Source organism: Roseburia lenta, assembly GCF_014287435.1.
Lineage (GTDB): Bacteria > Bacillota > Clostridia > Lachnospirales > Lachnospiraceae > Pararoseburia > Pararoseburia lenta.
The window spans coordinates 492,293-516,195 of record NZ_JACOPG010000001.1; the positions used below are offsets into that span (position 1 = coordinate 492,293).

General features: G+C 46.2%; 21 protein-coding genes. 4 read left to right on the forward strand and 17 right to left on the reverse strand.

What is annotated here, in order from left to right:
* Positions 1-30: 30 nt before the first annotated feature.
* The gene (gene gpr, locus H8R94_RS02460; RefSeq protein WP_178009302.1) at positions 31-936 is read right to left on the reverse strand and encodes a GPR endopeptidase; all 906 of its coding nucleotides are present in this window, start codon (positions 934-936) and stop codon (positions 31-33) included.
* 187 nt (positions 937-1,123) lie between these two features.
* Here gpr and rpsT point away from each other — a divergent pair, with 187 nt between their 5' ends.
* Positions 1,124-1,387, forward strand: a complete 264-nt coding sequence (rpsT, locus tag H8R94_RS02465) for a 30S ribosomal protein S20 (protein WP_118280916.1) — start codon at positions 1,124-1,126, stop codon at positions 1,385-1,387.
* Between the two features lie 72 nt (positions 1,388-1,459).
* On the opposite strand, the gene holA is transcribed toward rpsT, so the two are convergent.
* From holA to H8R94_RS02485, 4 genes are all read right to left on the reverse strand, one after another.
* Positions 1,460-2,437 (reverse strand): DNA polymerase III subunit delta, encoded by a 978-nt coding sequence (holA, locus tag H8R94_RS02470; protein ID WP_118280915.1) that lies wholly within the window; start codon positions 2,435-2,437, stop codon positions 1,460-1,462.
* Positions 2,438-2,518: 81 nt separating this feature from the next.
* A complete protein-coding gene (gene rpsU / locus H8R94_RS02475) occupies positions 2,519-2,695 on the reverse strand; it encodes a 30S ribosomal protein S21 (protein WP_118280914.1) in 177 nt (58 codons plus the stop codon).
* 151 nt (positions 2,696-2,846) lie between these two features.
* Positions 2,847-5,531, reverse strand: a complete 2,685-nt coding sequence (alaS, locus tag H8R94_RS02480) for an alanine--tRNA ligase (protein ID WP_186853772.1) — start codon at positions 5,529-5,531, stop codon at positions 2,847-2,849.
* Between the two features lie 19 nt (positions 5,532-5,550).
* A complete protein-coding gene (locus H8R94_RS02485) occupies positions 5,551-5,709 on the reverse strand; it encodes a vanadium nitrogenase (RefSeq protein WP_118280912.1) in 159 nt (52 codons plus the stop codon).
* Between the two features lie 205 nt (positions 5,710-5,914).
* Between H8R94_RS02485 and H8R94_RS02490 the strand changes: the two genes are divergently transcribed.
* Positions 5,915-6,382: a MarR family winged helix-turn-helix transcriptional regulator gene (locus H8R94_RS02490; protein ID WP_118280911.1), complete on the forward strand. Its 468-nt coding sequence runs from the start codon at positions 5,915-5,917 to the stop codon at positions 6,380-6,382.
* On the forward strand, positions 6,379-7,707 hold the full coding sequence (locus H8R94_RS02495) for an MATE family efflux transporter (RefSeq protein ID WP_186853773.1): 1,329 nt from the start codon (positions 6,379-6,381) through the stop codon (positions 7,705-7,707). Before H8R94_RS02490 ends, H8R94_RS02495 begins: the two co-directional genes overlap by 4 nt.
* Before the next feature lie 16 nt (positions 7,708-7,723).
* Here the strand turns inward: H8R94_RS02495 and rnhA are convergent, their stop codons facing one another.
* The 9 genes from rnhA to H8R94_RS02540 all read right to left on the reverse strand — a co-directional run bounded on the left by rnhA (position 7,724) and on the right by H8R94_RS02540 (position 16,680).
* Positions 7,724-8,239: a ribonuclease HI gene (gene rnhA, locus H8R94_RS02500; protein WP_118280909.1), complete on the reverse strand. Its 516-nt coding sequence runs from the start codon at positions 8,237-8,239 to the stop codon at positions 7,724-7,726.
* Between the two features lie 11 nt (positions 8,240-8,250).
* A complete protein-coding gene (locus tag H8R94_RS02505) occupies positions 8,251-9,003 on the reverse strand; it encodes an MBL fold metallo-hydrolase (RefSeq protein WP_186853774.1) in 753 nt (250 codons plus the stop codon).
* A 19-nt stretch (positions 9,004-9,022) separates the two neighbouring features.
* The gene (locus H8R94_RS02510) at positions 9,023-10,321 is read right to left on the reverse strand and encodes an amidohydrolase family protein (RefSeq protein WP_186853775.1); all 1,299 of its coding nucleotides are present in this window, start codon (positions 10,319-10,321) and stop codon (positions 9,023-9,025) included.
* A gap of 59 nt (positions 10,322-10,380) precedes the next feature.
* Entirely contained in the window at positions 10,381-11,217 is an 837-nt protein-coding gene (locus tag H8R94_RS02515) for a purine-nucleoside phosphorylase (protein WP_186853776.1), read from the reverse strand.
* Positions 11,218-11,334: 117 nt separating this feature from the next.
* Entirely contained in the window at positions 11,335-12,444 is a 1,110-nt protein-coding gene (locus H8R94_RS02520; protein WP_118280906.1) for a DUF5692 family protein, read from the reverse strand.
* Between the two features lie 301 nt (positions 12,445-12,745).
* On the reverse strand, positions 12,746-12,931 hold the full coding sequence (locus H8R94_RS02525) for a hypothetical protein (protein WP_186853777.1): 186 nt from the start codon (positions 12,929-12,931) through the stop codon (positions 12,746-12,748).
* A 111-nt stretch (positions 12,932-13,042) separates the two neighbouring features.
* A complete protein-coding gene (gene spoIVA / locus H8R94_RS02530; RefSeq protein ID WP_118280904.1) occupies positions 13,043-14,521 on the reverse strand; it encodes a stage IV sporulation protein A in 1,479 nt (492 codons plus the stop codon).
* Positions 14,522-14,572: 51 nt separating this feature from the next.
* On the reverse strand, positions 14,573-15,676 hold the full coding sequence (locus H8R94_RS02535; RefSeq protein ID WP_186853778.1) for a GGDEF domain-containing protein: 1,104 nt from the start codon (positions 15,674-15,676) through the stop codon (positions 14,573-14,575).
* Between the two features lie 74 nt (positions 15,677-15,750).
* Entirely contained in the window at positions 15,751-16,680 is a 930-nt protein-coding gene (locus H8R94_RS02540) for a diacylglycerol/lipid kinase family protein (protein WP_118280902.1), read from the reverse strand.
* 126 nt (positions 16,681-16,806) lie between these two features.
* Here H8R94_RS02540 and H8R94_RS02545 point away from each other — a divergent pair, with 126 nt between their 5' ends.
* Positions 16,807-18,087 (forward strand): chloride channel protein, encoded by a 1,281-nt coding sequence (locus tag H8R94_RS02545; RefSeq protein WP_118280901.1) that lies wholly within the window; start codon positions 16,807-16,809, stop codon positions 18,085-18,087.
* Between the two features lie 478 nt (positions 18,088-18,565).
* On the opposite strand, the gene H8R94_RS02550 is transcribed toward H8R94_RS02545, so the two are convergent.
* From H8R94_RS02550 to H8R94_RS02560, 3 genes are all read right to left on the reverse strand, one after another.
* Positions 18,566-20,899, reverse strand: coding sequence for an alpha-galactosidase (locus H8R94_RS02550; RefSeq protein ID WP_186853779.1), 2,334 nt, complete (start codon positions 20,897-20,899; stop codon positions 18,566-18,568).
* A 100-nt stretch (positions 20,900-20,999) separates the two neighbouring features.
* Positions 21,000-22,403 (reverse strand): glycoside-pentoside-hexuronide (GPH):cation symporter, encoded by a 1,404-nt coding sequence (locus H8R94_RS02555; RefSeq protein ID WP_118280899.1) that lies wholly within the window; start codon positions 22,401-22,403, stop codon positions 21,000-21,002.
* A 30-nt stretch (positions 22,404-22,433) separates the two neighbouring features.
* Positions 22,434-23,903, reverse strand: coding sequence for a DUF6937 domain-containing protein (locus H8R94_RS02560; RefSeq protein ID WP_178009585.1), 1,470 nt, complete (start codon positions 23,901-23,903; stop codon positions 22,434-22,436).

A 23,903-nucleotide genomic window follows, 5' to 3' on the forward strand; every position in this document is an offset into this window, starting at 1 on the left:
CTCCTTATGGCAAAAGGAACGTCCCTGTGACTAGACTCTTGGGACAAAAGTCATGTTGAGTCCTTCCGATATCGTAAAACTCAGGCGGTTGACCGCCTCGTCAATGTCTTTGGATGTCACATACATGGTATTTAACTTGGGCGAGATCAGGCTACGCACAGAGGCTTCCATCTCCTCCGGTTCTGATTTGTTTTCCTCCATGAGCCCCATACAAAAATCCGCAATGATGGTCGCTGCATCAACGACTGTCGGAATGCCGATCGCGATCACAGGGATGCCCAGATGCTCCTCGGTAATGGCATTACGGTAATTGCCAACACCGGATCCCGGAATGATGCCTGTATCTGTGATCTGGATCGTCCGGTTGAGCCTTTTGATGCTGCGCGCAGCAAGCGCATCCACTGCAATGACCAGATCCGGCTTGGTTTCGGCAACAATTCCACGCAGGATCTCCACGGTCTCCATGCCTGTCTGCGCCATGACCCCCGGCACAATGCCACTGATACTGCAGCACTGATCCAGTTCCACCAGATATTTTCCGAACTCCTCCAACAAATGTCTGGTGATAAACAGATGATCGATCACTTTCGGACCCAGGGCATCCGGCGTGACCTCCCGGTTTCCCAAACCAATGACTAAGATCTTGGCATTTCTATAATCTTTTGGCAAAAAGGTCTTCAACTGCTCGGAAAAGATTTCCGAGATTTCCCGATGGTAGCCGCTGTCTTCTTCCATCATCTGATCCGCTTCGATACTGACATAAGTCCCCCGCGGCTTTCCCAATGTCTTTGCCGCCTTTTGTGTGTCAATGCATACTTTTGTGATGACCACATCCTCGCCTCTCTTTTTCTTCTCCACCCGGATCCCGGATACTTCCTTCCCATCCGGTCGTTTTTCCGATGTTTCCACCGCAAGGTCTGTTCGAATCTGAAACATCCCGCATCATGCCCTCGTTTCTTCAAATCTTTTCCTTATTGTTTGCACTTTTTTATGAAATATGTATTGACAGACAAGGCTTACTGCTCTAAAATAATCTAGTATGTTTGTAACAGACTGTCCGTGTCCGGCTTTGTTACAACAGAGTTACTATTATTTTTATATCAAGACATTGGAGGTGTACAGATTGGCTAACATTAAATCTGCTAAGAAGAGAGTATTAGTTACAGAGATCAAGACTGCTAGAAATAAAGCAATCAAGTCTAAGGTTAAGACTTGTATCAAAAAGGTAGAAGCAGCCGTTGCTAACAAGGATAAGGAAGCTGCTAATGAAGCACTCATCGTTGCTATTTCTGAGATCAACAAGGCAACAAGCAAGGGTCTCTACCACAAGAACAATGCAGCAAGAAAGGTATCTCGTCTTACCAAGGCTGTTAATTCTATTGCTTAATTTTTTTGAACATAAACAAAAAGAAACACCAGTACCGTCATACTGGTGTTTTTCTTTACGCATTTTCCCGGTTCAACCCGCCCATTTGATCATCAGCATCTCGACTGCCAACTGGTCGTTGATCCGTCCTGTCTTTGCTCTCTCATCCAGATCTGCCGCATCTTCCAATAAAGCCCGGATCTGTTCCATGGTAAAATTCCTTGCAAGTCCCAGATTCTTTCGCACAATAAAATCACGGATGCCCATCTTGCCTGCGATCGTCTGTACATTCATCCCCTGCGATGCCATATCCTTCATGACGTACATCTGGTCAAACTGTCGGATGATCAGCGCCAGAATACGGATCGGCGGTTCCTTTGTTGCCAGCATATCATGATATAGATCCAATACCTTTGGCAGATTCTTGGATGCCACAAAAGAGATCATGTCAAAGACCTTGGTGTGCACCTGTTTGGTACAGATCGCCTCCACATCTTCCAAAGTGATTCCATCCTTATCATATACATAAGAAAGAAGTTTTTCCATTTCCATATCCATGTGATCCATGGAATCATTGCTGCGCTCAAAAAACTCATTCCAAGCATCCCGCGTCATCGTCTTTCCCGCCGCCTTGACACGCGCCATCATCCAGGAAGTCAGCATCCTCTCATCCGGCATGGAAAAATCCACCGCACTGCCTGCCTTTGCGATCGCTTTGTAAGCCTTGGAACGTTTATCCACGTCACTCTCCACAAAGACCATGCAGGTCGTCTCCGGGATATTGGAAAAATAATCTGCCAAAGTCTCCTGTGAAGACTTAAAGAAACCGGAATCCTCAACCAGTACCACTCGTCTGTCTGCAAAAAAAGGCATAGTATCCGCAAAACTGATGATCTCCTCTATGGATGAATCCTTGCCCTCATACTTGGCAAAGTTCATGGTATCGCCCTGCCCCATGAGGGCTTTGGTTAATTTGTCCCGATATTGCTTCTTAAGATAATCCTCATCTCCGTATAAAAGATAGGCTGCTTTAAATTGTCCTGTTTTGATATCTTCATCGATTGTTTTCATGATTATTATTATACCCGATAACGCTCGAAAAAAAAAGAGATGTGACTTGCATCACATCTCTTACTAAACGCAATTTCAATTTTAGTTGTATTTACGTTTTCTAGCAGCTTCAGACTTCTTCTTACGCTTTACGCTTGGCTTTTCATAGTGCTCTCTCTTGCGGATCTCCTGCTGGATACCTGCCTTAGCACAATTGCGCTTAAATCTACGTAATGCGCTATCTAAAGATTCGTTCTCTTTAACTGTTACACTTGACATAGTCTTACACCTAACCTCCCTCCAGTTGGGTATTGTGCATATTCAACTGTTTGGGTAAATATCTTTGCACAGTAAAATATTATAGCATAAAATAGCGACACGTCAACAGTTTTCTTCAGAAACTGTCAATTTCTTCAACAGCAGATCAGCCTTAACCCAACTGCCCTGCAAGTGCATCTGCTACTGCTGCGATAGCATCCGGAATGCCTGCCGGATTCTTACCGCCTGCCTGGGCCATATTTGGACGACCGCCGCCGCCACCGCCTACAAGACCTGCGATCGACTTGATCAGGTTTCCTGCATGAGCACCGGCTTTCATGGCACCGTCGGTTGCCATAGCAACGAGATTGACCTTGCCGTCCTTTGCAGATGCAAGTACAATCACGCCCTCGCCCAGTTTATTCTTAAGATCATCGCCCAGATCACGCAGACCATTCATATCTACACCGTCAACAGATGTTGCTAAAAGTTTCACACCGGATACTTCTACCACGGAATCCATAACATCACCAAGAGCACTCTGTGCTGCCTTTGCCTTTAAGGATTCGTTTTCGCTCTGGAGTTCCTTGACCTCAGCCATAAGTTTTTCCAGACGCTCTACCAGATTTGCAGGAGTCGCCTTTACGGTCTTGGCAGCCTTTTGCATCTCTGCTTCCATATTTGCATAGTAAGCAAGTACATTATCTCCGGTCAGTGCCTCGATACGTCTGACACCGGCAGCAACGCCATTTTCAGAAAGAATCTTGAATGCCATGATATCTCCGGTATTGGCAACATGAGTACCACCGCAGAATTCCTTGGAGAAATCGCCCATGGAAACCACACGGACCTTCTCGCCGTACTTTTCGCCAAAGAGTGCCATAGCACCGGTCTTTTTGGCTTCTTCCTGTGTCATGATCTCTGTTACGACCGGCAGATGCTCTGCGATCTTGGCATTTACCATATCCTCGACCTGTTGTAATTCCTCCGCTGTCATAGCAGAGAAATGCGTAAAGTCAAATCTGGTGCGCTCACCGTCCTGGAAAGAACCGGACTGTGCTACATGGTTGCCCAATACCTCCTGCAAAGCCTTCTGCAATAAGTGTGTTGCAGAATGGTTGCGGCAGATATTCATACGATTGGTCTTGTCCACAGACAGGGTCACTTCCTGTCCAACCTCGATCATGCCCTGTTCCATATGTCCGACATGACCATACTTGCCTCCGACAAGTTTTACGGTGTCATCTACGATGAACTTGCCGCCATCTGTATAGATCACGCCCTTGTCACCTTGCTGACCACCCATGGTAGCGTAAAATGGTGTCACATCACATACGATGGTTCCATTCTCGCCCTCAGCGATGCGGTCTGCAAGTTCAGATACCACCTTGCCCTCGGCATCTTCTTTTGCCGTAGCCAGTACTGTCACCTTACCGATATCCTCCAACTTGTCGTATCCGGTAAATTCGGATGTGATGGAAAGGTCTACATTTTCAAATACAGATGCGTCTGCGCCCATATAGTTGGTTGCTTTACGAGCGGCTCTTGCCTTCTGACGCTGTTCTTCCATACAGGCCTGAAATCCTGCTTCATCATAAGAGAATCCCTTTTCTTCCAGGATCTCCTGTGTCAGATCTACCGGGAATCCATAAGTGTCATACAACTTGAAAGTATTCTCGCCGGAAAGTTCCTTGGATCCCGCTGCGACCATGTCCTGCTCCATCTGTGCTAAGATGGCAAGACCCTGATCGATCGTTTTATTGAACTTTTCTTCTTCTTCGGTCAGTACCTTGAAGATGAACTCTTTTCTTTCTTCTAATTCCGGATAACCGTCCTTACATTCCTCAATAACCGTATTGGAAAGATTTGCAAGGAAAGAATCCTTGATGCCAAGCATTCTGCCGTGACGTGCTGCACGACGGATCAGACGACGGAGCACATAGCCGCGTCCCTCATTGGATGGCATAACACCGTCAGATACCAAAAATGTTGAGGAACGGATGTGGTCTGTGATCAGACGGATGGAAACATCATCCAAGGCATCTACCTGATATTTCTTGCCGCAGAGTTCGCAGATGCGGTCACGGATAGCCTTCATGGTATCAATATCAAATACGGAATCTACATCCTGCATAACAACTGCCAGACGCTCCAGTCCCATACCGGTATCAATATTCTTCTGCTCTAACTCGCTGTAGCCACCCTTGCCATCGCCGTAGAACTGTGTAAATACGTTGTTCCATACTTCCATGAAACGGTCACATTCACAGCCGACCTTACAATCCGGTTTGCCACAGCCGTATTTTTCTCCACGATCATAATAGATTTCAGAACACGGTCCGCAAGGTCCTGCACCATGCTCCCAGAAGTTATCACATTCTCCGGTCTCCGGGTCACGATAAAAACGAGTGATCTTTTCTGCAGGTACACCGATCTTTTTGTTCCAGATTTCAAATGCCTCGTCATCCTCTCCATAGATAGATGGGTAGAGACGGTCCGGCTCCATGCCGAGAACCTCTGTCAAGAACTCCCATGACCATGTGATCGCTTCTTCCTTAAAGTAATCCCCAAAAGAGAAATTACCAAGCATCTCAAAAAATGTCAGATGGCGTGCTGTCTTACCAACATTTTCAATATCTCCTGTTCTTACACACTTCTGACATGTTGTCACACGACGTCTTGGTGGGATCTCCTGTCCTGTAAAATATGGCTTAAGTGGTGCCATACCGGCATTGATCAGTAATAAACTATTGTCATTGTGTGGTACTAGGGAAAAACTCTTCATGGCAAGATGTCCCTTGCTCTCGAAGAACTCCAAGTACATTCTTCTTAATTCGTTTACTCCATACTTCTTCAACGTATCTTCCTCCGAAACTCTATTCTTGAGCAGTTGTATCTTCTGCTACTGTATTTTGCTGCGCATTCTTCGCATTTTTTCTCTTGGCTAACTTAACGCCAAGCATCGCTCCACATACAGCGATGGCTACCAATATAACGAATAATATCAGATAAGACAAAAAACTGCTTACGATCATATCTTATGCCTCCTTATGACATGGTATTTGTAACATTACTATTATATAGAAATCATATCTTCATTTCAAGATGCTCTATCCATTATTTTACTTCTGCCAACTTGGTCTTTGCCATTTTTTCTATCGCATCAAAATTCCTTGACATAAGTACGAAATCGGACTATGATCTTCCAAGTACGAAATCAGACTTAAGGAGTGATCTACGATGCAAAATTCATCTATAACCATGAATACTGCTCTCAAAGAATACAATCGCATCTTTCGGGAGATCAATTTAATTTATCAGGAAACTGCGCAAAGCCTTGGACTTTCCCACAGTGCCTTTGATATCTATTATGCCATCTGCCAGTTGGGCGACGGCTGCCGTCAAAAAGATATTGCAGACCATACCTTCCTTTCCAAACAGACCATCAACTCCACCATTCATCAGATGGAAAAAGACGGACTGATTACCCTGCGTCCGGGCAAGGGACGTAGTAGAAACATCTATCTCACCCCACTCGGTCAGGACATCATTTATGCAAAAATACGTCCTGTCATCGACTGTGAGAACCGCTCCTTCGATACCATGACACCCGCGGACGCAGAAGTCCTGCTCCAATCAAGTAACACCTATATTTCGCATCTGCGCGCCGCTTTTTCAGATCTATTAGGAAAGGACACGAAACAATGAAGATTCAACTTTCAGAACATTTTACTTATAGCAAATTACTCCGTTTTACATTTCCATCCATCATCATGATGATCTTTACCTCTATCTATAGTGTCATTGATGGATTATTTGTATCAAACTTTGCCGGCAAGACCGCCCTTGCCGCCATCAATATCATCTATCCTTTTATCATGGCTGTCGGGGCACTCGGCTTCATGATGGGAACCGGCGGCAGCGCTCTCGTCGGCAGACTGCTTGGTGAGGGAGAAAAAGAAAAAGCCAACAAGACCTTCTCCCTCATTGTATATACGACAGCCATAGCAGGCATTCTCCTGTCCGCTCTGGCTTTTCTTCTGGTTCCAACAGTATCCAGACTCTTTGGAGCCTCCGGACAGTTACTGGATTACTGCATTTTATATGGAAGAATCTGCTTTCTCTCCATGCCCTGCTTTATGTTGCAGAATGTTTTCCAGTGTTTCTTTATTACTGCTGAAAAGCCGCGACTCGGACTAGACGTCGTCCTGTCTGCCGGCATCACCAACATGGTTTTAGACTTTTTGTTTGTCGCTGTTTTCGGACTTGGTTTAAAAGGTGCTGCGATTGCAACCGTCTGCGGCGAGATTATTGGCGGACTGGTTCCTATCCTGTATTTTGCTGGAAGAAATCACAGTCTTCTACGCTTGGGACGGACTTCTTTTGATGCCGGATCCATTCTAAAGACCTGCACCAATGGTTCCTCCGAACTTATGACAGAACTCTCCTCCTCCGTCGTTACTGTACTCTACAATACGCAGTTGATGAAGATTGCCGGAGAAAATGGTGTTGCTGCTTATAGTACGATCATGTATGTCAACTTCATCTTTGTAGCCATATTTTTAGGATACTCCCTCGGCAGTGCGCCGATCATCAGTTTCCATTATGGTGCCGGTAATCACGACGAACTCAAAAATATGCGCAAAAAAAGCCTGCGTCTCATCGCAGTCTGGGGCATCGGCATGACCATTATTTCCCATATCTTCGCCCTGCCTTTTGCCCGCTTCTTCGTAGGTTACGACTCCGAACTTTTAGCCATGACTATACACGGATTCCGCATCTATGCCTTTGTATATCTGCTTAACGGCTTTAACATATTCGGATCTTCCTTCTTCACAGCGCTGAACAACGGCATGGTCTCTGCTACTATATCCTTTCTGCGCACGCTTGTATTTGAAGTCATCTGCATTCTGCTTTTGCCGGTCTACTTTGGCATCGACGGTATCTGGTCTGCCGTATTAGTCGCCGAAGCACTTGCTTTGTGTGTGACCAGTTTCTTTCTTATCACAAAAAGATCCCGCTATCACTACTGATAGCAGGATCTTTTCTTTAAAATGGCAGAGCCATCTGTTTTTCATCTGCAGCAATGAGTGGCACATCATCTAATAAATATGCTTCCGGCTGGTCTGCCGCACTGGTTGCGAGTTGATCGCACCGCTCATTCTCCGGATGTCCGTCATGACCTTTGACCCAGACAAATTGCACCTGATGTGGTGCTTTTGCCTCTAAAAGAGTTTTCCAAAGATCGACATTTTTGACCGGCTTCTTATCTGATTTCACCCAGTTCTTTTTCAGCCAATTGTCGACCCAATGCTGGTTAAAGGCATCCACAACATACTTGGAATCAGAATAAATGGTCACCTGACAAGGCTTGTTGAGTGCCTGCAAAGCACGGATAACGCCCAGAAGTTCCATTCGGTTATTGGTTGTCTTCTTGTAGCCACAGGACAATTCCTTTTCATGCAGATTTCCCGCACTGTCTCTCACCTGTAAGATCGCACCATAGCCTCCCGGTCCATCAGGATTGCCTCTTGCTGCGCCGTCTGTAAAAATTGTAACATGCATTTTCTTTTCTCCTAATTCAAGTCAAATATGATATTCTCCCGGTCAATATCCACAACCTTTTGTGAAAGTCCTACCAGTTCCGGTCTGCGCTTGAAGCGGTCGATCAGGTCATACTGCTTCCACATATGCATCGGGAATACCAGATCCACATCCATATTTTTAAGGAAATATTCCATGCCCAGATAATAGGCATCCCCCAGACGCGGATCCAAAACCACAAATGCCAGATCAATGTGACGGTTCTTGATGCGGTTCAGCTCACGCTTGTAGGCATCCCCGTAAGTCTTGGTGTAAAGTTCGCCTTCCATACCGGAATTCCACCAGTGCAGATCGCCTGCATGATAAATACTAAGTCCTTCTGCCTGCACCAGATATGCCACGCCTGCATCCGTCGAGCGCAGCGTCTCTACCACCAGATCGCCGATCTCATACTTCTCGATAACCGATACAAAATGGATCTGCTTTTTGATCTCCGGGTCAAAGCCATTTCGTAAAAGATATGCTCGTCCCAAGCGGATATCCTTGGAAAAAATATAACTGATCTGCGAATATTTTTCCCGCCAGCGCAAGACCTCCAGAGAAAAATGATCCTTGTGGCTGTGGCTGGCAAAGACATAAATATGCTTATTCGCATCCAGTTCCGGCATCTTTCCCTCAAAGTGCACTGTCTCTACGGCTTCCTTGGGGAAATAGTCAAAGACCAGAATGCTCTTATCCAGTTCCACTACAAAACACGAGTGCCAAACATAAGTAACCCGTAACATAATCTGTCCTCTTTCTTCTTTATTTCATACGCCCGATAACGGCATTCGCCTTGGCGTAGATCTCTTTTGGATCAAAACCAATCTCAAACTGTCCGTTTTCATAAAGAATCCGTCCGTTTACCATAGTCATGATCACATTCTGCTTGCTGCCACTGTAAACGATATTCTTTGCAATATCATTTTCCGGCTGCATATTAGGCTGCATCAGATCGATCATGATAATGTCTGCCTTCTTGCCCACGGCAAGACTATCGCAATCCGCCAGTCCCATACACTGCGCGCCTGCCGCCGTTGCCATATAAAGTACCTCTTCTGCCGGGACACAAGCCGCATCCTGCTCCTTTACCTTGGCAAGTGCTGTTGTAAGGAACATTTCCCGGAACATATCCAGACAATTATTGCTTGCCGGACCATCTGTTCCGATGGCAAGCGCGATCCCCTCATCCAGATAACGCTTGATCGGTGCAATGCCGCTGGCAAGTTTTAGGTTGGATGCCGGATTGGTCACCGCGGTCAGCTGCCGCTTCTTAAAGATCTCAAAATCGCCATCCTCCATATGGATGCAATGATAGCCGCCACCGCCGTAAGTATACATACCCAGGGCATCCGTCAGACCGGTCGGTGTCATGCCCCATCTTTCCTTACATTCTTTTACCTCAAGTGCCGTCTCGGCATTGTGTAAAAAGACAGGAGATTTGACCTTATTGGCAAGTGCCGCCAGTCCCTCCATACGGTCTCTTGAAGTCGTATATTCCGCATGAAAACCAAGGATAAAGGAAGCCAGTTCTCCCATCTCATTTACGCGGTAATAGTCTTCTTCCAGTTCTTCCAGACTGCTGGAAAAGTTATTAAAGCCCGAGGTCTGCACCGTCCGGAAACCGCAATCGATCGAAGCCTTGGCATTTGACTCCGGGAAGAAATACATATCAAAATTCGCGGTGATTCCGCTCGTCAGATATTCCATGATACCCAAAATATCCAGCCAGTAAATATCATCTGCCGTCAGTTGTCCCTCCCTTGGAAAAACTGCCTCATTTAACCAGCGCTGTAAGGGCAGGTCGTCTGCATAAGAGCGCAGGAAGGTCATTGCCGTATGCGTATGCGCATCCTTAAATCCCGGCATCAAAAGATTGCCTTTGGCATCGATCTCACGATCCCAGATCACGATCTCGTCCCCTGAAAAGACATGCGACAGATCCTTGCCATCCCCAATATAGCAGATTGCATTGTCCCTGACCCACAATTCCCCTTCTTTGATCTCAAAGCCGTGCCCCTGTCCCGGCAAGAGCATCTTTGCATTGTAAAAACGTATATTCATTCCCCTAAATATCCTTTCTCCTATTTTATCGGATCCTTAAATCCCCACCGGATCCGTCCTTATTTACCCGCTTCATGCATATGACCGATGGCACAGGTCACAAGTGCAGAAAAATCACGCTCAACCATCTTACCGGCTTCAATCACTTCTTCCTCTGTCAGAGGGTGTGGTGAAATCCCTGCCGCCAGATTGGAAATGCAGGAGATTCCAGCGATCTTCATGCCCATATGATTGGCAGCGACGGCTTCGCAAGCTGTACTCATACCTACAGCATCTGCCCCCAAAACGCGACACATACCGATCTCCTGCGGCGACTCATAATTTGGTCCCGGCAACTGGATATAAGTACCCTCCCGCAAAGGAATATCCAACTGACAGGCGGACTTGCGGATGATCTGCTGCAAGTCTTCATCATAGATATGGCTCATATCCGGGAAGCGATTTCCCAATTCTGCGATATTGGCACCGCGCAGCGGCGATGGCACAAAGGTCGCGATCTGCCCGGTGATCATCATCAGATCTCCCGCAGAAAATCCCTGTCTGATACCGCCTGCTGCATTGGTCAAAAATAAGATTTCTGCCCCCATCATCTTCATCAGACGGATCGGCAGCACCACATCCGTCATATCATAGCCCTCGTAATAATGCACACGTCCTTGCATGGCAACGATCGGCACCCCCTCAACATAGCCAAAGACAAACTGTCCGACATGTCCCGGTGCTGTCGATACCGGAAATCCCGCAATATCCCCATAAGGGATCTGCTCGACCACTTCCATTTTGCTGGCATAATTACCTAGCCCGGAGCCAAGTACCAATGCTATTTCCGGGGTAAACGGAATACGCGCACGGATACTTTCATAGCAGGCACATAGTTTTTCATATACTGGATTCATCCCTTCTCCTCCGCTTTCCATCTTCTTCAAATTTACTTCTAAGTCTAACATAAAAAAAGAAGCCGGGCAATACTGCCCGACCTCTCGTCATACTTATCGTATCTTATACAAAGTAAATTACTTTGCTGCTCTTGCCATAGCCTGCTCGTAATCTCTTGTACCAACCCAGATATCGTTCTTGTATGGGTTCTTCTTCTGCTCGATAGATCTCTTGATGATAACAGAGATGCAGATTACGTTTGCTACAAGTGCAAGGATTGAGACAACACCCTGTGCTGTTGGGTTTGCTGTGATTCCCATGTCAGCGATAACTTCGTTAGAAGTATTTACGCCACTGTTGTAAACAGCGATTGCCTTGTCATAAAGATCAAGTGCTGAGTAACCCTTTGCTGCTGCTCCACCGTAAACAGATGGAAGAACTGAGAAAGTCTTGCTCAACTGGAACAATGGGAATACCTGAGCGAACATACACCAGATTGCAAGTGTGTTAGCACGGTTCTGAATCCAACCACCCTTGTTCCAAAGTGCGTTAGCAAATGTAGGAGCAAGAAGAAGTGCAACACCACAATACCATGTATGTGTAGGTAAGTTAGCATATGTATACTGGAAGTTCCAAATATCGTATGCAACGATGAACCATACAGTCATATCAGGCCACAACATATCTTCTGTGTTCTTGTCCTTTGATGAGTAGATTCCCCACCAGCCTGTCATACAGAAGATGTTGATGAGACCAGCGATAGCGTTGAGTACGTTCCACCATCCACCATAAAGGAATACACCTTCGTTGGATGCCCACCAAGCACCTGAAAGGTCGCCTGTGATTGCGAAAGCATGTACTGCTGACTCAAGGTCAGAAACAACTGCGATCATGATGTTGGCTGCTACGATCAACCATGGGAATGGCTTGAACCAATCTTTGGCACCAATGCCCCACTTGTACTTGATCATCATGAAGCCGACACATCCGATATCTGCTGCATAGAGTTTGAAGTAATGGAACCATCCATCCATGTACTCCATAGTTGTATTGGATGCACCGCCAAATGCGCCTAAATGCATACCAATAAAGTAAACTGTCAGAATGATTGGAATGATAACGAAAATTAAAATTCCGCCGGCCTTTGTACGACGACCAATCTCATTCATGATAATGAGTCCTGCAAACACAAGTACCCAGCCTAAAAGCTGTGTAGCAGATGTGCTGCCGTAAATCTGAAACAACATAATTACATTCCTCCCTTACTTGTATTTATACGTTGTTCTATCTTGAGGACTTATCCCTCATTTCGTTATGATTTTAACACTTAGTTTATATAATTTCAAACTTTTTTAATAAATATAAACAATCTTCCTCATTCGTTTAGAATTGTGTAATAATTTGTCGAATTTTGTACGACACGCGGGGTTTTATGTCTAATTTTTGCACACATAAGCGATGGGTGCGTATCGCAATTTCAGCCACATTTTACGATCATGCACCCCTTTTCCAAAAAATCCTGCTTTCTCCAATGTCACATCTGCACTCTTAGGCAGTACCAATGTCTTTACACGACCGGCATCCGAAAATGCATCCTTTCCAATCAGCGATCCACTCTGCACATAATATCTTTGCCGTCTCCATGGACTCCTGTTCAAGGGGACGGAAGATCCTTGTGATAAATTCATGGTTCATACCGATGCCGGTGTCATGAACGCGGATCATCAGATCCATCTTGTCATCCTCCTGCGCAATCTTTTGCACAAGAGAACGCATTTTTCATTTGTATTCCGTATCATAAAGTATATATTAAATCCGTATTACCACAAAAGTTGGAATTTGTACCTATATAATAATGCAAATCAATCCACCATTGTTGTCATTGACGATTTTTTGCATGGTATCCTGCAACTTCAACTGACATTCATCATCCATGGCGGCGATCTTACTGCGCATACCGTCCTCCATCAGTTCACCAACCGACTTACCAAAAATATTGGTCTCAAAGACACCTTCCTTGGTCTTTTGTCCCTCCTTGATATAGTCGATCAGATCCTGCGCCTGCTGTTCACTGCCGACGATCGGCGCGATCTCTGTCTCAATGTTGGCACGGATCATATGAATGGACGGCGATAAGGCTTTCATCTTGACCCCAAACTTATTACCATGGCGAATCAGCACCGGTTCTTCCATGGTGATATCAGACAGTTCCGGCGATACCACCCCGTAGCCCTTTTGCTCCACGGACTGCATGGCATCTGCCACCTTTTCATAGGATCTGCGCAGGTTTGACAGATTGCCAATGTAGGATAAGAGTTGATATTCGCCTGTGATCGGCATGCCCGCTAACTGCGAGATATTTTCATAGTAGAAAGACTCCTCCAGACTGATGGAAATGGAGATCCGTCCGGTTGCCAGATCCACACCCGTCAATGTTGTCTTTTCTATGTAGTCCTCCGGCTGGGAAAAATCAATGGCAAAAATATCCCGCACTTTTGTCGTATCGGCTAAGATCCTCTTTGCATAAGAAGCAATGCTCTGCTTGATCTCATGATCTGCCGGCAGCATTTCCACCCATTTTGGAATGGAAAAAGAGATGCCACTGACCGGAAATTCATATAAGACACGCGACAAAAGTTCTTCAAAATCTTTTTTGACCATCTGCTGACAATTCATAGGAAGCACACTGCACCGGTATTCCGCTTCCAGATCTTCTGCTAGTTTTTTGGTCTCCTCGCTGTGGGGATGCCCGGAATTGATGATCATAACATAGGGCTTTCCGATGGCACGCAGTTTTTCCACCGTGCGTCTTTCTGCCTCCACAAATGCCTCGCGATCCAACTCTCCAAAGGTGCCGTCACAGGTGATGACCACCCCGATCGTTGCATGATCCGAAATGACCTTTTCTGTCCCGATCGTAGCCGCTTTTTCAAAAGGGATCTCGCGGGTTGACCATGGCGTTTTTACCATACGCTCCTTATCGCCCTCCATGGCCCCCTTGGCTCCCTGGATCAAAAATCCCACACAATCGATCAGGCGGATCTTGCAGGTCAGGTCATGCTCCAGTTCGATCTCTACCTGCTCTTTTGGCACAAACTTAGGCTCCGTCGTCATGATGGTACGCCCCTGTGCTGATTGTGGCAATTCATCCACCGTGCGTCGCAGGGCATTTTCCTCTTTGATATTCGGAAGCACCATCTGCTCCATGAACTGTTTGATAAAGGTAGACTTACCGGTACGCACCGGTCCTACAACTCCTATGTATATCTCTCCGTTTGTCCTGCTCTGTATATCGTTATATAAAGAAAACCTTGTTTCTCCCATAAGAAAAAGCCCCTCCCATATTTACTCTAATATATGGGATGAGGCTTATATTTATGAATCAATCTTGTAATTATTCTTGCCGCTGCGCTTGACATCATAAAGCGCACGGTCTGCTCTGGCGAGAAGTTGGTCGTAAGACTCCATGGTATCGTCCGTCGCACGGCGGATGGCGATACCCACACTACAGGAAAACGGCTGTCTGCCATCCGGTGCACGCATGGCTCTGGTCTGCTCCATGACACGCTCCACGCTCATCAAGGCATCCGTAATATCTTTCTTCTTGAAAAACAAAAAAAACTCATCGCCGCCAAAACGTCCGGCGATATCATCTGTCCCGATCGAATGGCGCAGGATCTTGCCAAAACTGCGTAAGACCTCATCCCCTGCCTGATGTCCGTAAGTATCATTGACCATTTTAAAATTGTCAAAATCCAAAATCAGCATAACACAATCCGACTGCGGATGAGAACGCATAAACTCCTTGCAAAGGAACTCTGTACTTGCCTTGTTGTAGGTCGAGGTCAGGCGATCCATCATACCCATACGGCGGATCCGCTGTTTTGCCTCATTCTCGCTGGCGCGATAAGAATACAAGATCTTTGCCACATAGCCTGCAAGAACAATACCAAAAATACAACTAAAGAGGTCAACCGAAAAGACCTCGATCGATTTGGTCAAAAAGGACGCCAGCACATAGACTGCCATCTCTAAAAGTACCAGTCCCAGCGCCTGATAAAAGGTATAAGTAAATGCCACGACAAATGCTACTGCCATCGGCATATAGTAGACTGCCGGCTGGTTCATCTCGATCGGCACGATACTCATGATCCCGGCAAAGGTCATCACATACAACTGAAAGACCTTGCAGACGATCGAAACTTCCTTATAGGATCTCGTCTTTTTCCGATAACGGATGATAACGATCGGCAGTACAACAAGATGTACGGCTACGGCTCTGGCATAAACGCCTGTAACCTGCCATTCTGAAAATACGGTCAGTGATGCCAGAAGATATCCGACAACGACCACGAAATAAATAATATTCAGTGCAAACAGGGTCTTTTGGTTGTTCTTGACAACACTGGATCTGTTTTCCTCAATGTAATCAATGCTCTCCTGCTGCACACGATCCTTGATCTTATATAGTAATTCCATCAAATTCCCCCTATTGATGTCATTTTCCCTTATTCTTATACCATACATCTAAAGATGTCTTTTGTCATGTAAAACTAATCTAAATGTGGCATGTGAAGTGCTCCGGGCAGACAGCGGAAAGTCACATCTGTCTGGTCACCGCAGTCCTCACCGTCCGCATGCACCACCATAGGCTTGTCAAAAACGACATGCAACTCCTCCGCTTCTACGATCTCAAAGCCGCGGATATTTTCATGCTTGCCTGCGATCAGAAATGGAAAGGCACACAGACAAAGAAATCTTGGTATGCCATAGACCAGACAGGCAGATAACTTACCGTCATGCGCATCCGCAGAAGGTGCCATGGGAACACCGCCTCCCTCGCAAGGGAAGTTCATGGCTGCCGTAAAAATGATATTCTTCATATGAAACTCTCTGCCGTCCGTCAGTTCTACCTTACCGGATACAAAAGGCGCACGGAAAAGTTCTGCTACGGTAAGCAGTCCATAGGTCAGTTTACCCAGATGAAAACGGTTCAAAAAGACCTTGAGCCTTGAGGTCAGTGCTTCCCTGCAGACCGCGGCATCAATGCCTGCGCCTGCACTGATGGCAAAGCGTCTCGTCTGTCCGCCACAGCAGACCTGCCCCAGATCATAGGCATCCTCTGTCTCCGATGCCAGAATCTGTCTTAAGATCACTTCCGGTTCTGCCGTAATATGTAAGCCTCTGGCAAAATCATTGGCAGAGCCAAGCGGCAGATAGCCAAAACTGACCTTTGAAAGATCGCGGATACCGTTTAAGACCTCATTGATCGTGCCGTCCCCTCCGGCAACCACCAGAAAATGATATGCATCATCTGCGGTCAGATCTTCGGCGATCTTTGTCGCATGACCGACATATTCTGTAATGTGGACCCGGTAGGAAACCCCATCTTTGGTTAAGATCTCCTCTAAAGACTCCCAGATCTCCTTTGCCTTTCCTGTCCTGGAATGTAAATTGACAATAAAATCGTATGTTTTATCCATTTGTATTCCTCTTATATCTTCTCATTTGAATTATAGTGCCAGACGTGATAACATACATATGCATCTTCGCATCCGCAAGTTGCTTTGTTACTATCATTTTACTATAAATAAGTTAGGAATAAAACTATGTTTAATAAATCACTTTTCTTTCAAAAATCCGAGCACAATGTCAGACGTTTCAACTCTACTTTGCGTTGGCTCTTAGTCTCTGTGCTCATTGGGATCGTTGTCGGTCTGATCAGCGGATCCTTCGGCTATCTCTTACAGGCAGTGACGGCTTTTCGTCTCAGCCATGCCTATCTCTTGTTCGGACTGCCTTTCGGTGCCATGGCGATCGTTGCCATGTACCATCTGATCCTGCACGAAAAAGATCCCGGAACCAACCTTGTCATCTCTGCGATCCATTCCGATGACCGTATTCCCCTTCGCATGGCTCCCCTCATCTATATCAGCACCATTTTGACCCATTTGGTCGGTGGTTCTGCCGGACGAGAGGGTGCTGCCCTGCAGCTGGGTGGCAGTATCGGAAATGCCTTTGGTGAATATCTGGGATTTCGTGAAAAAGAAGACCGCAACATTATGATCATGTGCGGCATGAGTGCTGCCTTTTCTGCTCTTTTCGGAACACCAATCGCAGCCGCTGTCTTTTCCATGGAAGTCGTCAGCGTCGGAATCATGCATTATGCAGCCCTGCTTCCTTGCGCGATCTCCTCGCTCATTGCGCGCGCCATTGCCCTGTATGTCTTTGGCATTGCATCGCCGTCCTATGAAATCTTGGAACTGCCAGCCTTTGACTTAAATACCGGACTTATCATTTCCGGTTTTTCCATCCTTTGCGGATTGCTGAGTATCTTTTTCTGTGTCTCTTTGCATAAGACCAGCGCCCTCTATCAGAAATTGTTTGCCAATCCTTACCTGCGTGCCTTTGTCGGTGGCTGTGCGGTATTGGCACTGTCCTTTGCCGTTGGCGGCATTGACAACCAGACCTATAACGGCACCGGTACATCCATGATCACCTTTTGTATGGCGGGAGACATTTCCTCCCTCGCCTTTTTGCTAAAGATCCTCTTTACAGCATTGACCCTTGGATGCGGTTACAAGGGCGGCGAGATCGTACCGACCTTTTTCATCGGAGCTTCCTTTGGATCTATGTTTGGCAACCTGATCGGCTTTTCTCCATCTTTGTGTGCGGCTGTCGGTATGGGCGCACTCTTCTGCGGTGTGACCAACAGTCCGATCACATCCCTGCTCATATGCTTTGAGTTGTTTGGATTTGAAGGGACACCTTTCTTCCTGCTTGCCATCGGCTTTAGTTATACCGTATCCGGTTACTACAGCCTTTACAGCAGCCAGAAGATCGTCTACTCCAAGTACAAATCCAACTTCATCGACAAGAGTGCCAAGTAGACAAGGGCAGACGCGGGATGCATGCAGATTTCGTAGGGGCACTCCGGTTGGTTCAGGCACGTAACAGCAGACATTCAGCACGGCACATTTTATCATATAAAAAGTCGCGCAATTCTGCGTCTCTAAGAAAGAGGCATTTGTTTTTCTATATTAGAACTGTCTTTGCAAGGTTAGACAACCGTCTAGGATGATGTTCGCCTGCTGACAGATATGAATGCAAAACGCATTAGAGGTTCTTAGAACCTCTTATAAGTGGCGCCCCTGAATATCTGGCACAGGCGGACACATCCTGCCGGCTGTCGAAGCCGTGCAAGAGACAGTTCCTATTCAAACAAATTGCCTCTTTCAGAGACGCGACGAATTGGCTCCCAATTTTTTACATGATAAAATGTGCCGTGCCTCTATCTCCTGTTACGTGCCTGCGCCAACCGGAGTGCCTCCCGCCTTCTTACCATATCCCACATCTGTCCTGCCGCGTTTACTCCTCTGTCATGAAGTAGAGTCTTGACGCATAGTCCGGGAAGTGACGGACTTCATCACTGTAGCCGGTTCCCACAAAGGACTGCTTCAGTTTCACACCATCGTACATGATGGAATCTCCACTGCACAGATAGTCTTCTGTCTCTCCATCCATCTTGACAAACTTAGCAAGCACATTGTGTACCAGTGAATCCGGTTTTACATGGATCGGCGCTGCCGTATTGACCAGATCGCCAAATTCCTTGATATTATACTTGCGCGGCAGCCCGACAAAATGATAGGTCTTTGCCGGATCTAATCCTCTTGCCTGATATTTCTTGAACATGGTATTTGGCTGCACTTCTCTTTGCATGATCATACCGATAGCCGTCTTTTTATCCTGGGATACCACATTCCACTGGTAATGATTTCCGCTTTCTACCCGGTAAAAATCGCCAAACTGCCATACCTTTCTGTATTCCTTATAAAGTGCGATCTGCGCCTTGATGCTCTCCAGATCTTCTTTTGACATATCACACAGATTGCACTCGTAGCCCAGTACCCCAAAGGATGCCACTGCAAAACGGGATTCCAGCGGTGTCACACGCAGGGTCTGATGGTTCGGACATGCCGATACATGGGCAGATACACAGGACATCGGATAGCCATAGGAATAGCCATTCTGGATGTTCAGACGGCATACGGCATCCGTATTGTCACTCGCCCAGATCTGTGGGAAATAGCAGAGCATCCCCAGATCAAAACGGTTGCCGCCTGCTGCACAACCCTCAAACAGGACCTCCGGGAATGCCTGTGTCAGTTCTTTTGCCAGACGATAGACGCCCTGAATATAGCGATGTGCTACTTCCTGCTGTCTGTCCTTCGGCAGATACTGCGAATAATAATCCGAGATAATACGGTTCATATCCCATTTTACATAAGCAATATTTGCAGAACCGATCACCTGCTTCATCTGCTCGATCATATGATCTACCACTGCCGGATTGGCAAAATCAAGTACACGCTGATTACGTCCTTCGGAATGGTCCTTTCCCGGGATCTCCATGCTCCACTCCGGGTGTGCACGGTAAAGGTCGCTATCCGTGTTGACCATTTCCGGCTCGATCCAGATACCGAAAGCCAGTCCCAGATCATTTACCTTTTTGCAAAGTCCTGCCACACCATTTGGCAGTTTCTTGGTATTTGGTGTCCAATCACCCAGAGCACGTGTATCGTTGTTACGCTCGCCGAACCAGCCGTCATCCATGACAAAGAGTTCCACGCCAACGTCTTTTCCCATCTTTGCCAGACGAAGCAAACTGGACTCTGAAATATCAAAATAAGAAGCCTCCCAACTGTTGAGCAGTACCGGACGTTCCTTGTGCTGCCAACTTCCTCTTACCACATGCTCTCTGACAAAAGGATGCATATGCGCGCTCACGCCGGAAAATCCCTCGTGTGAAAATGTCATGACCGCCTCAGGTGACTCAAAAGACTCTCCCGGTGCCAGCAAAAAGGCAAAGTTGGTCGGATTGATGCCGGTAACGATACGGGTCTTTTCAAAACTGTTGACCTCGACAGCCTCATAGTGGTTTCCACTGTAAACCAGGTTAAATCCATAGCAATCGCCCATGGTCTCTGACGTATCCGGCTCGCTTACCATGATAAAGGGATTGCAACGGTTAGAAGAAGATCCCGTATAGGACGCATTGACGAACTTACCGATATTGACGGTCGTATCATAGCGGTTCATCTCCTTTGTCCAGCCGCCATGGAAAGAGGTGACGACATAACCGGACTGGTTGAGATCTAACTGCATACTCATAAGACGCGTCAGGCGTACCGGCTTATCTGATTTATTGATGAACTTGGCGGAACGCGTGATGACATCTTCCTTTGGAAATACGCTATAGACCAGTTCCAGCAAAAAGCCCTCGTTCTTATCGCGCAGATGCACCACGAGTTGTTCCGCTTCTTTGGAAACGTCATAGGTACTCGGCAGGGTCTCAAGTGCCGCTTTTCCCTTCTTTTCTGCCGCATCTACAAAGACAAAATCCGTTGTAGAACTGCCATTGTCACAGATCACCTCAACAAAAGGTTCGCGGATATCGCCCTTGCCGTAGCCGGAAACTTCCAGGCACATATCTTCCAGTGTAAAATTCAAGTGTTCCTGATCGTAGGCAATCGTATTTCCCGGAGCAAAGGCATGCTTTTCTACAAGGCTGCTGCCATCCCCCAAGGAAATCTTTCTGCCATAATACAAATGTTCTAACTGTCCTGTCTCCATCACACGAAAGGCATAGGTCGTATGCAGGGTGTGCAGGGCATAAAAACCATCCCGAATTTCTATCATAGTTCTCCTACCTCCTAATCCTTTTAGTCCAAAACGACTCTCCTATCATTATAATAGGAAAGCCGCTCGGATTGCAAAAATTTAATTATTTTTTTTCGTTTTATGCCTGCTTTTTCGCCTCTAATTCCTGGGTGATCTCTTCCAGTTTCTCATCGGTCAACTTGTAATTCTTCTTATATACGATATAACCGATGATCAGAACAACGATCGGAAGCAGGGTCATACAGCCACGGAGTCCTACTCTCTGACCGCTGGCAAGTTGTGTCAGTGTACCGGTTTCATTCTTCTTGATGTTAAATACGGCAAGAACGATAGATGCTACCAATGCTGACAGACCGGATGCTAATTTTACAACGAATGTCTGCATAGAAAAGATAACGGATTCATCTCTACGATCATTCTTTAACTCACCGTAATCCACTGTGTTTGCAAGGAAGATCGTGATAATGACATTCAACATACCGATGGCAGCCATGATAAGGAATGCCGGGATCAGTAACAGATATACATTGCTGGATCCGCTTGCAGAAATTCCAAGGATGATCACGTAACCTGCAAGTGCCATAGCAAAACTCAGTGTAAAGATCTTCATTGTGTTCATGAACTTACGGAACAATGGGAAGAGGATCATCATTGCCAGGATCTGGAATGCTCCACCACAGGTATTGAACAATGTATAGTTTGCTTCCCAGTTTGCCGGGCTGAAATCATACTTAAAGAAGTAGATCAAAAGATTCTGGGTAATGTAAAGTGCCGTGTTGATCATAACGATCGCAACAACGACGGTCATTGCCTGATCGTTCTGGATCAGAGCCTTGAACATATCTTTAACAGATGCGGACTGCATTTCTACAGAGGACTTTTCCTTGATCGTCACACAGGTAATCGTGATGAATACAACAAACAGGACTGCAACGATAAGTGCCATGTACTTGTAACCTACCTGCTCATAATTTGCATCTGTACCAAAAGCATGACCAAGGGCAGATACTGCCATAACTGTCACGATAGAGATCAATGCGGAACCAACACCGGCGCAAGATCTTGCGAGTGCTGATAAACCTTCACGTTCCTTTCCTGCTTCGGTGAAAGCCGGGATCATAGACCAGTAAGGAATATCCATCATGGTGTATGTCATTCCCCATAAGATATATGTAACGGCTGCATATGCTACGAGTCCACCACCATTCAATGCAGGCGGTGCTGCAAACATCAGATATAGCATGATGGCATTGGTAAGGGTTCCGATCATCAGCCACGGACGGAATTTGCCCCATTTTGTTTTGGTCTTTGCAACGATAACGCCCATGATCGGATCGTTAAAGGCATCAAACACACGAGCCACCAGCAAAATGATACCCATGGCAATGGCACTTACGCCCATGATATCCTGATAGTAATAAAGGATATAAGCCGCGGACAGCATATAGACCATGTCTTTTCCAACGGCACCGATACCGTAAGCAAATTTCTCTTTGCCATTCAAGTTCTTCTTTTCTTCCATTTTAGAAAACCTCCTTAAAAACCCCTTTGATTATTTATTCTTCTCTTTTAAGCCCATAGCGATCTCTACTACTTTATATGCACCGTCATAAAGACCAACGGACTTGTTCAACCTGATACTGTCGCACATTTCTCCCAGCAGTTTGTCATCCTTCATAAAGATGTCGATCATCTGCAAAGTATGTGGGATATCGCGACATTCGAGTGTTCCGTCACCCATCTCTGCAGAATGGATAGCTCCCCACATTTCATGCTTTCCGACACGCTTGATAAAAAGTTTTGGCACCGGATAAAAAGCAAGTTCACTTGGCTTTGTCACAAGCACATCCGCACTGCGCATCAAAAGGTTGGTGCAATATACGGCTTCAAAAATGTTTTCATGATAGAAAGCATGGATGCCTGTCACCTCACCGGTCAGTGCCTCTTCTGCAAACTTTGTTGTTGCCTCAAACTCATTAAAGTGCTCGGTTGCCACGCCTGCCATTTCCGGGATATCCTTGGAAAGATCATCCCAGACATTCTTGTAATCTCCGACATTGACATAAAGGGCTGCCTTGTTGTCCTTGATCATCGGAAGCAGATATTTGATAATGGCTGCAAAGATCTCTTTCTGTGCGCCTGCACCACCGATGGTAAGAAGAAAACGCATTGGTGCTCCCTTTGCCTTTCTTGCCATTCTCGCATCGCAATCTGCCTCGATATTCGATACCAGTTCATGATCGATATAATGTCCGGTGTAGACCAGATCTTCATTTGGCATCTCCTTGCAGACCTCATCGCCGTTCATGCCGTTACAGATAAGGTAGCCCATGTAAGCATTTTTACACTGGATGGTATGTACACTTCCCTCTGCGAAATGCAGTGCCATTGGCCAATTGTCAGGAATGGCATTGACAACGTTTTTCATGCCTGCATGAATGGCTGCCTGTGCCGGCCATACGTGTGTACCGATCACCGGGATATCCTTTGGCACATTGCGGTAAACCGGAGCCATCAGTTCTGCATTCTTCTGATCGGATGCATTGTACTTCAACTGACGGAAGGTCTCATAGTTGGTCGGCTCCCAGACCAGTTTGTTAAAGAGTGCATTTTTTGAAAGACGTGATCCCAAAGAATAGAGATCGTTCTGTGCACTGATCACCTTGGTACAGGTGGTCTGTGGATAGCCGTTGAGATCCATCCAGTACGGGGTATATCCCATAGCTTTTGCAGCGGATGCCATTGCCATAGAAATACGGTAATGGCCGAATCCCATACGGATATTCCCAACAATGATACCCTTTTCATGATCAAATTCTTCAGGGCTGTCCCCCTCTTTTAAAAGGATGTCATAGACACCAAGTGAATCGCCGATATGCTCATTCTTCTGAATGTAGATTGGGTAATCTACATTGGAGTCATCTCCAAACTTCTTGATAAACTTTTTCTTAGATTTAACAGCGCTCTTGTAAACCTTGTCGCTCATGACATTGCCAAAGATTACTTTTGATTTTTCTTCCAT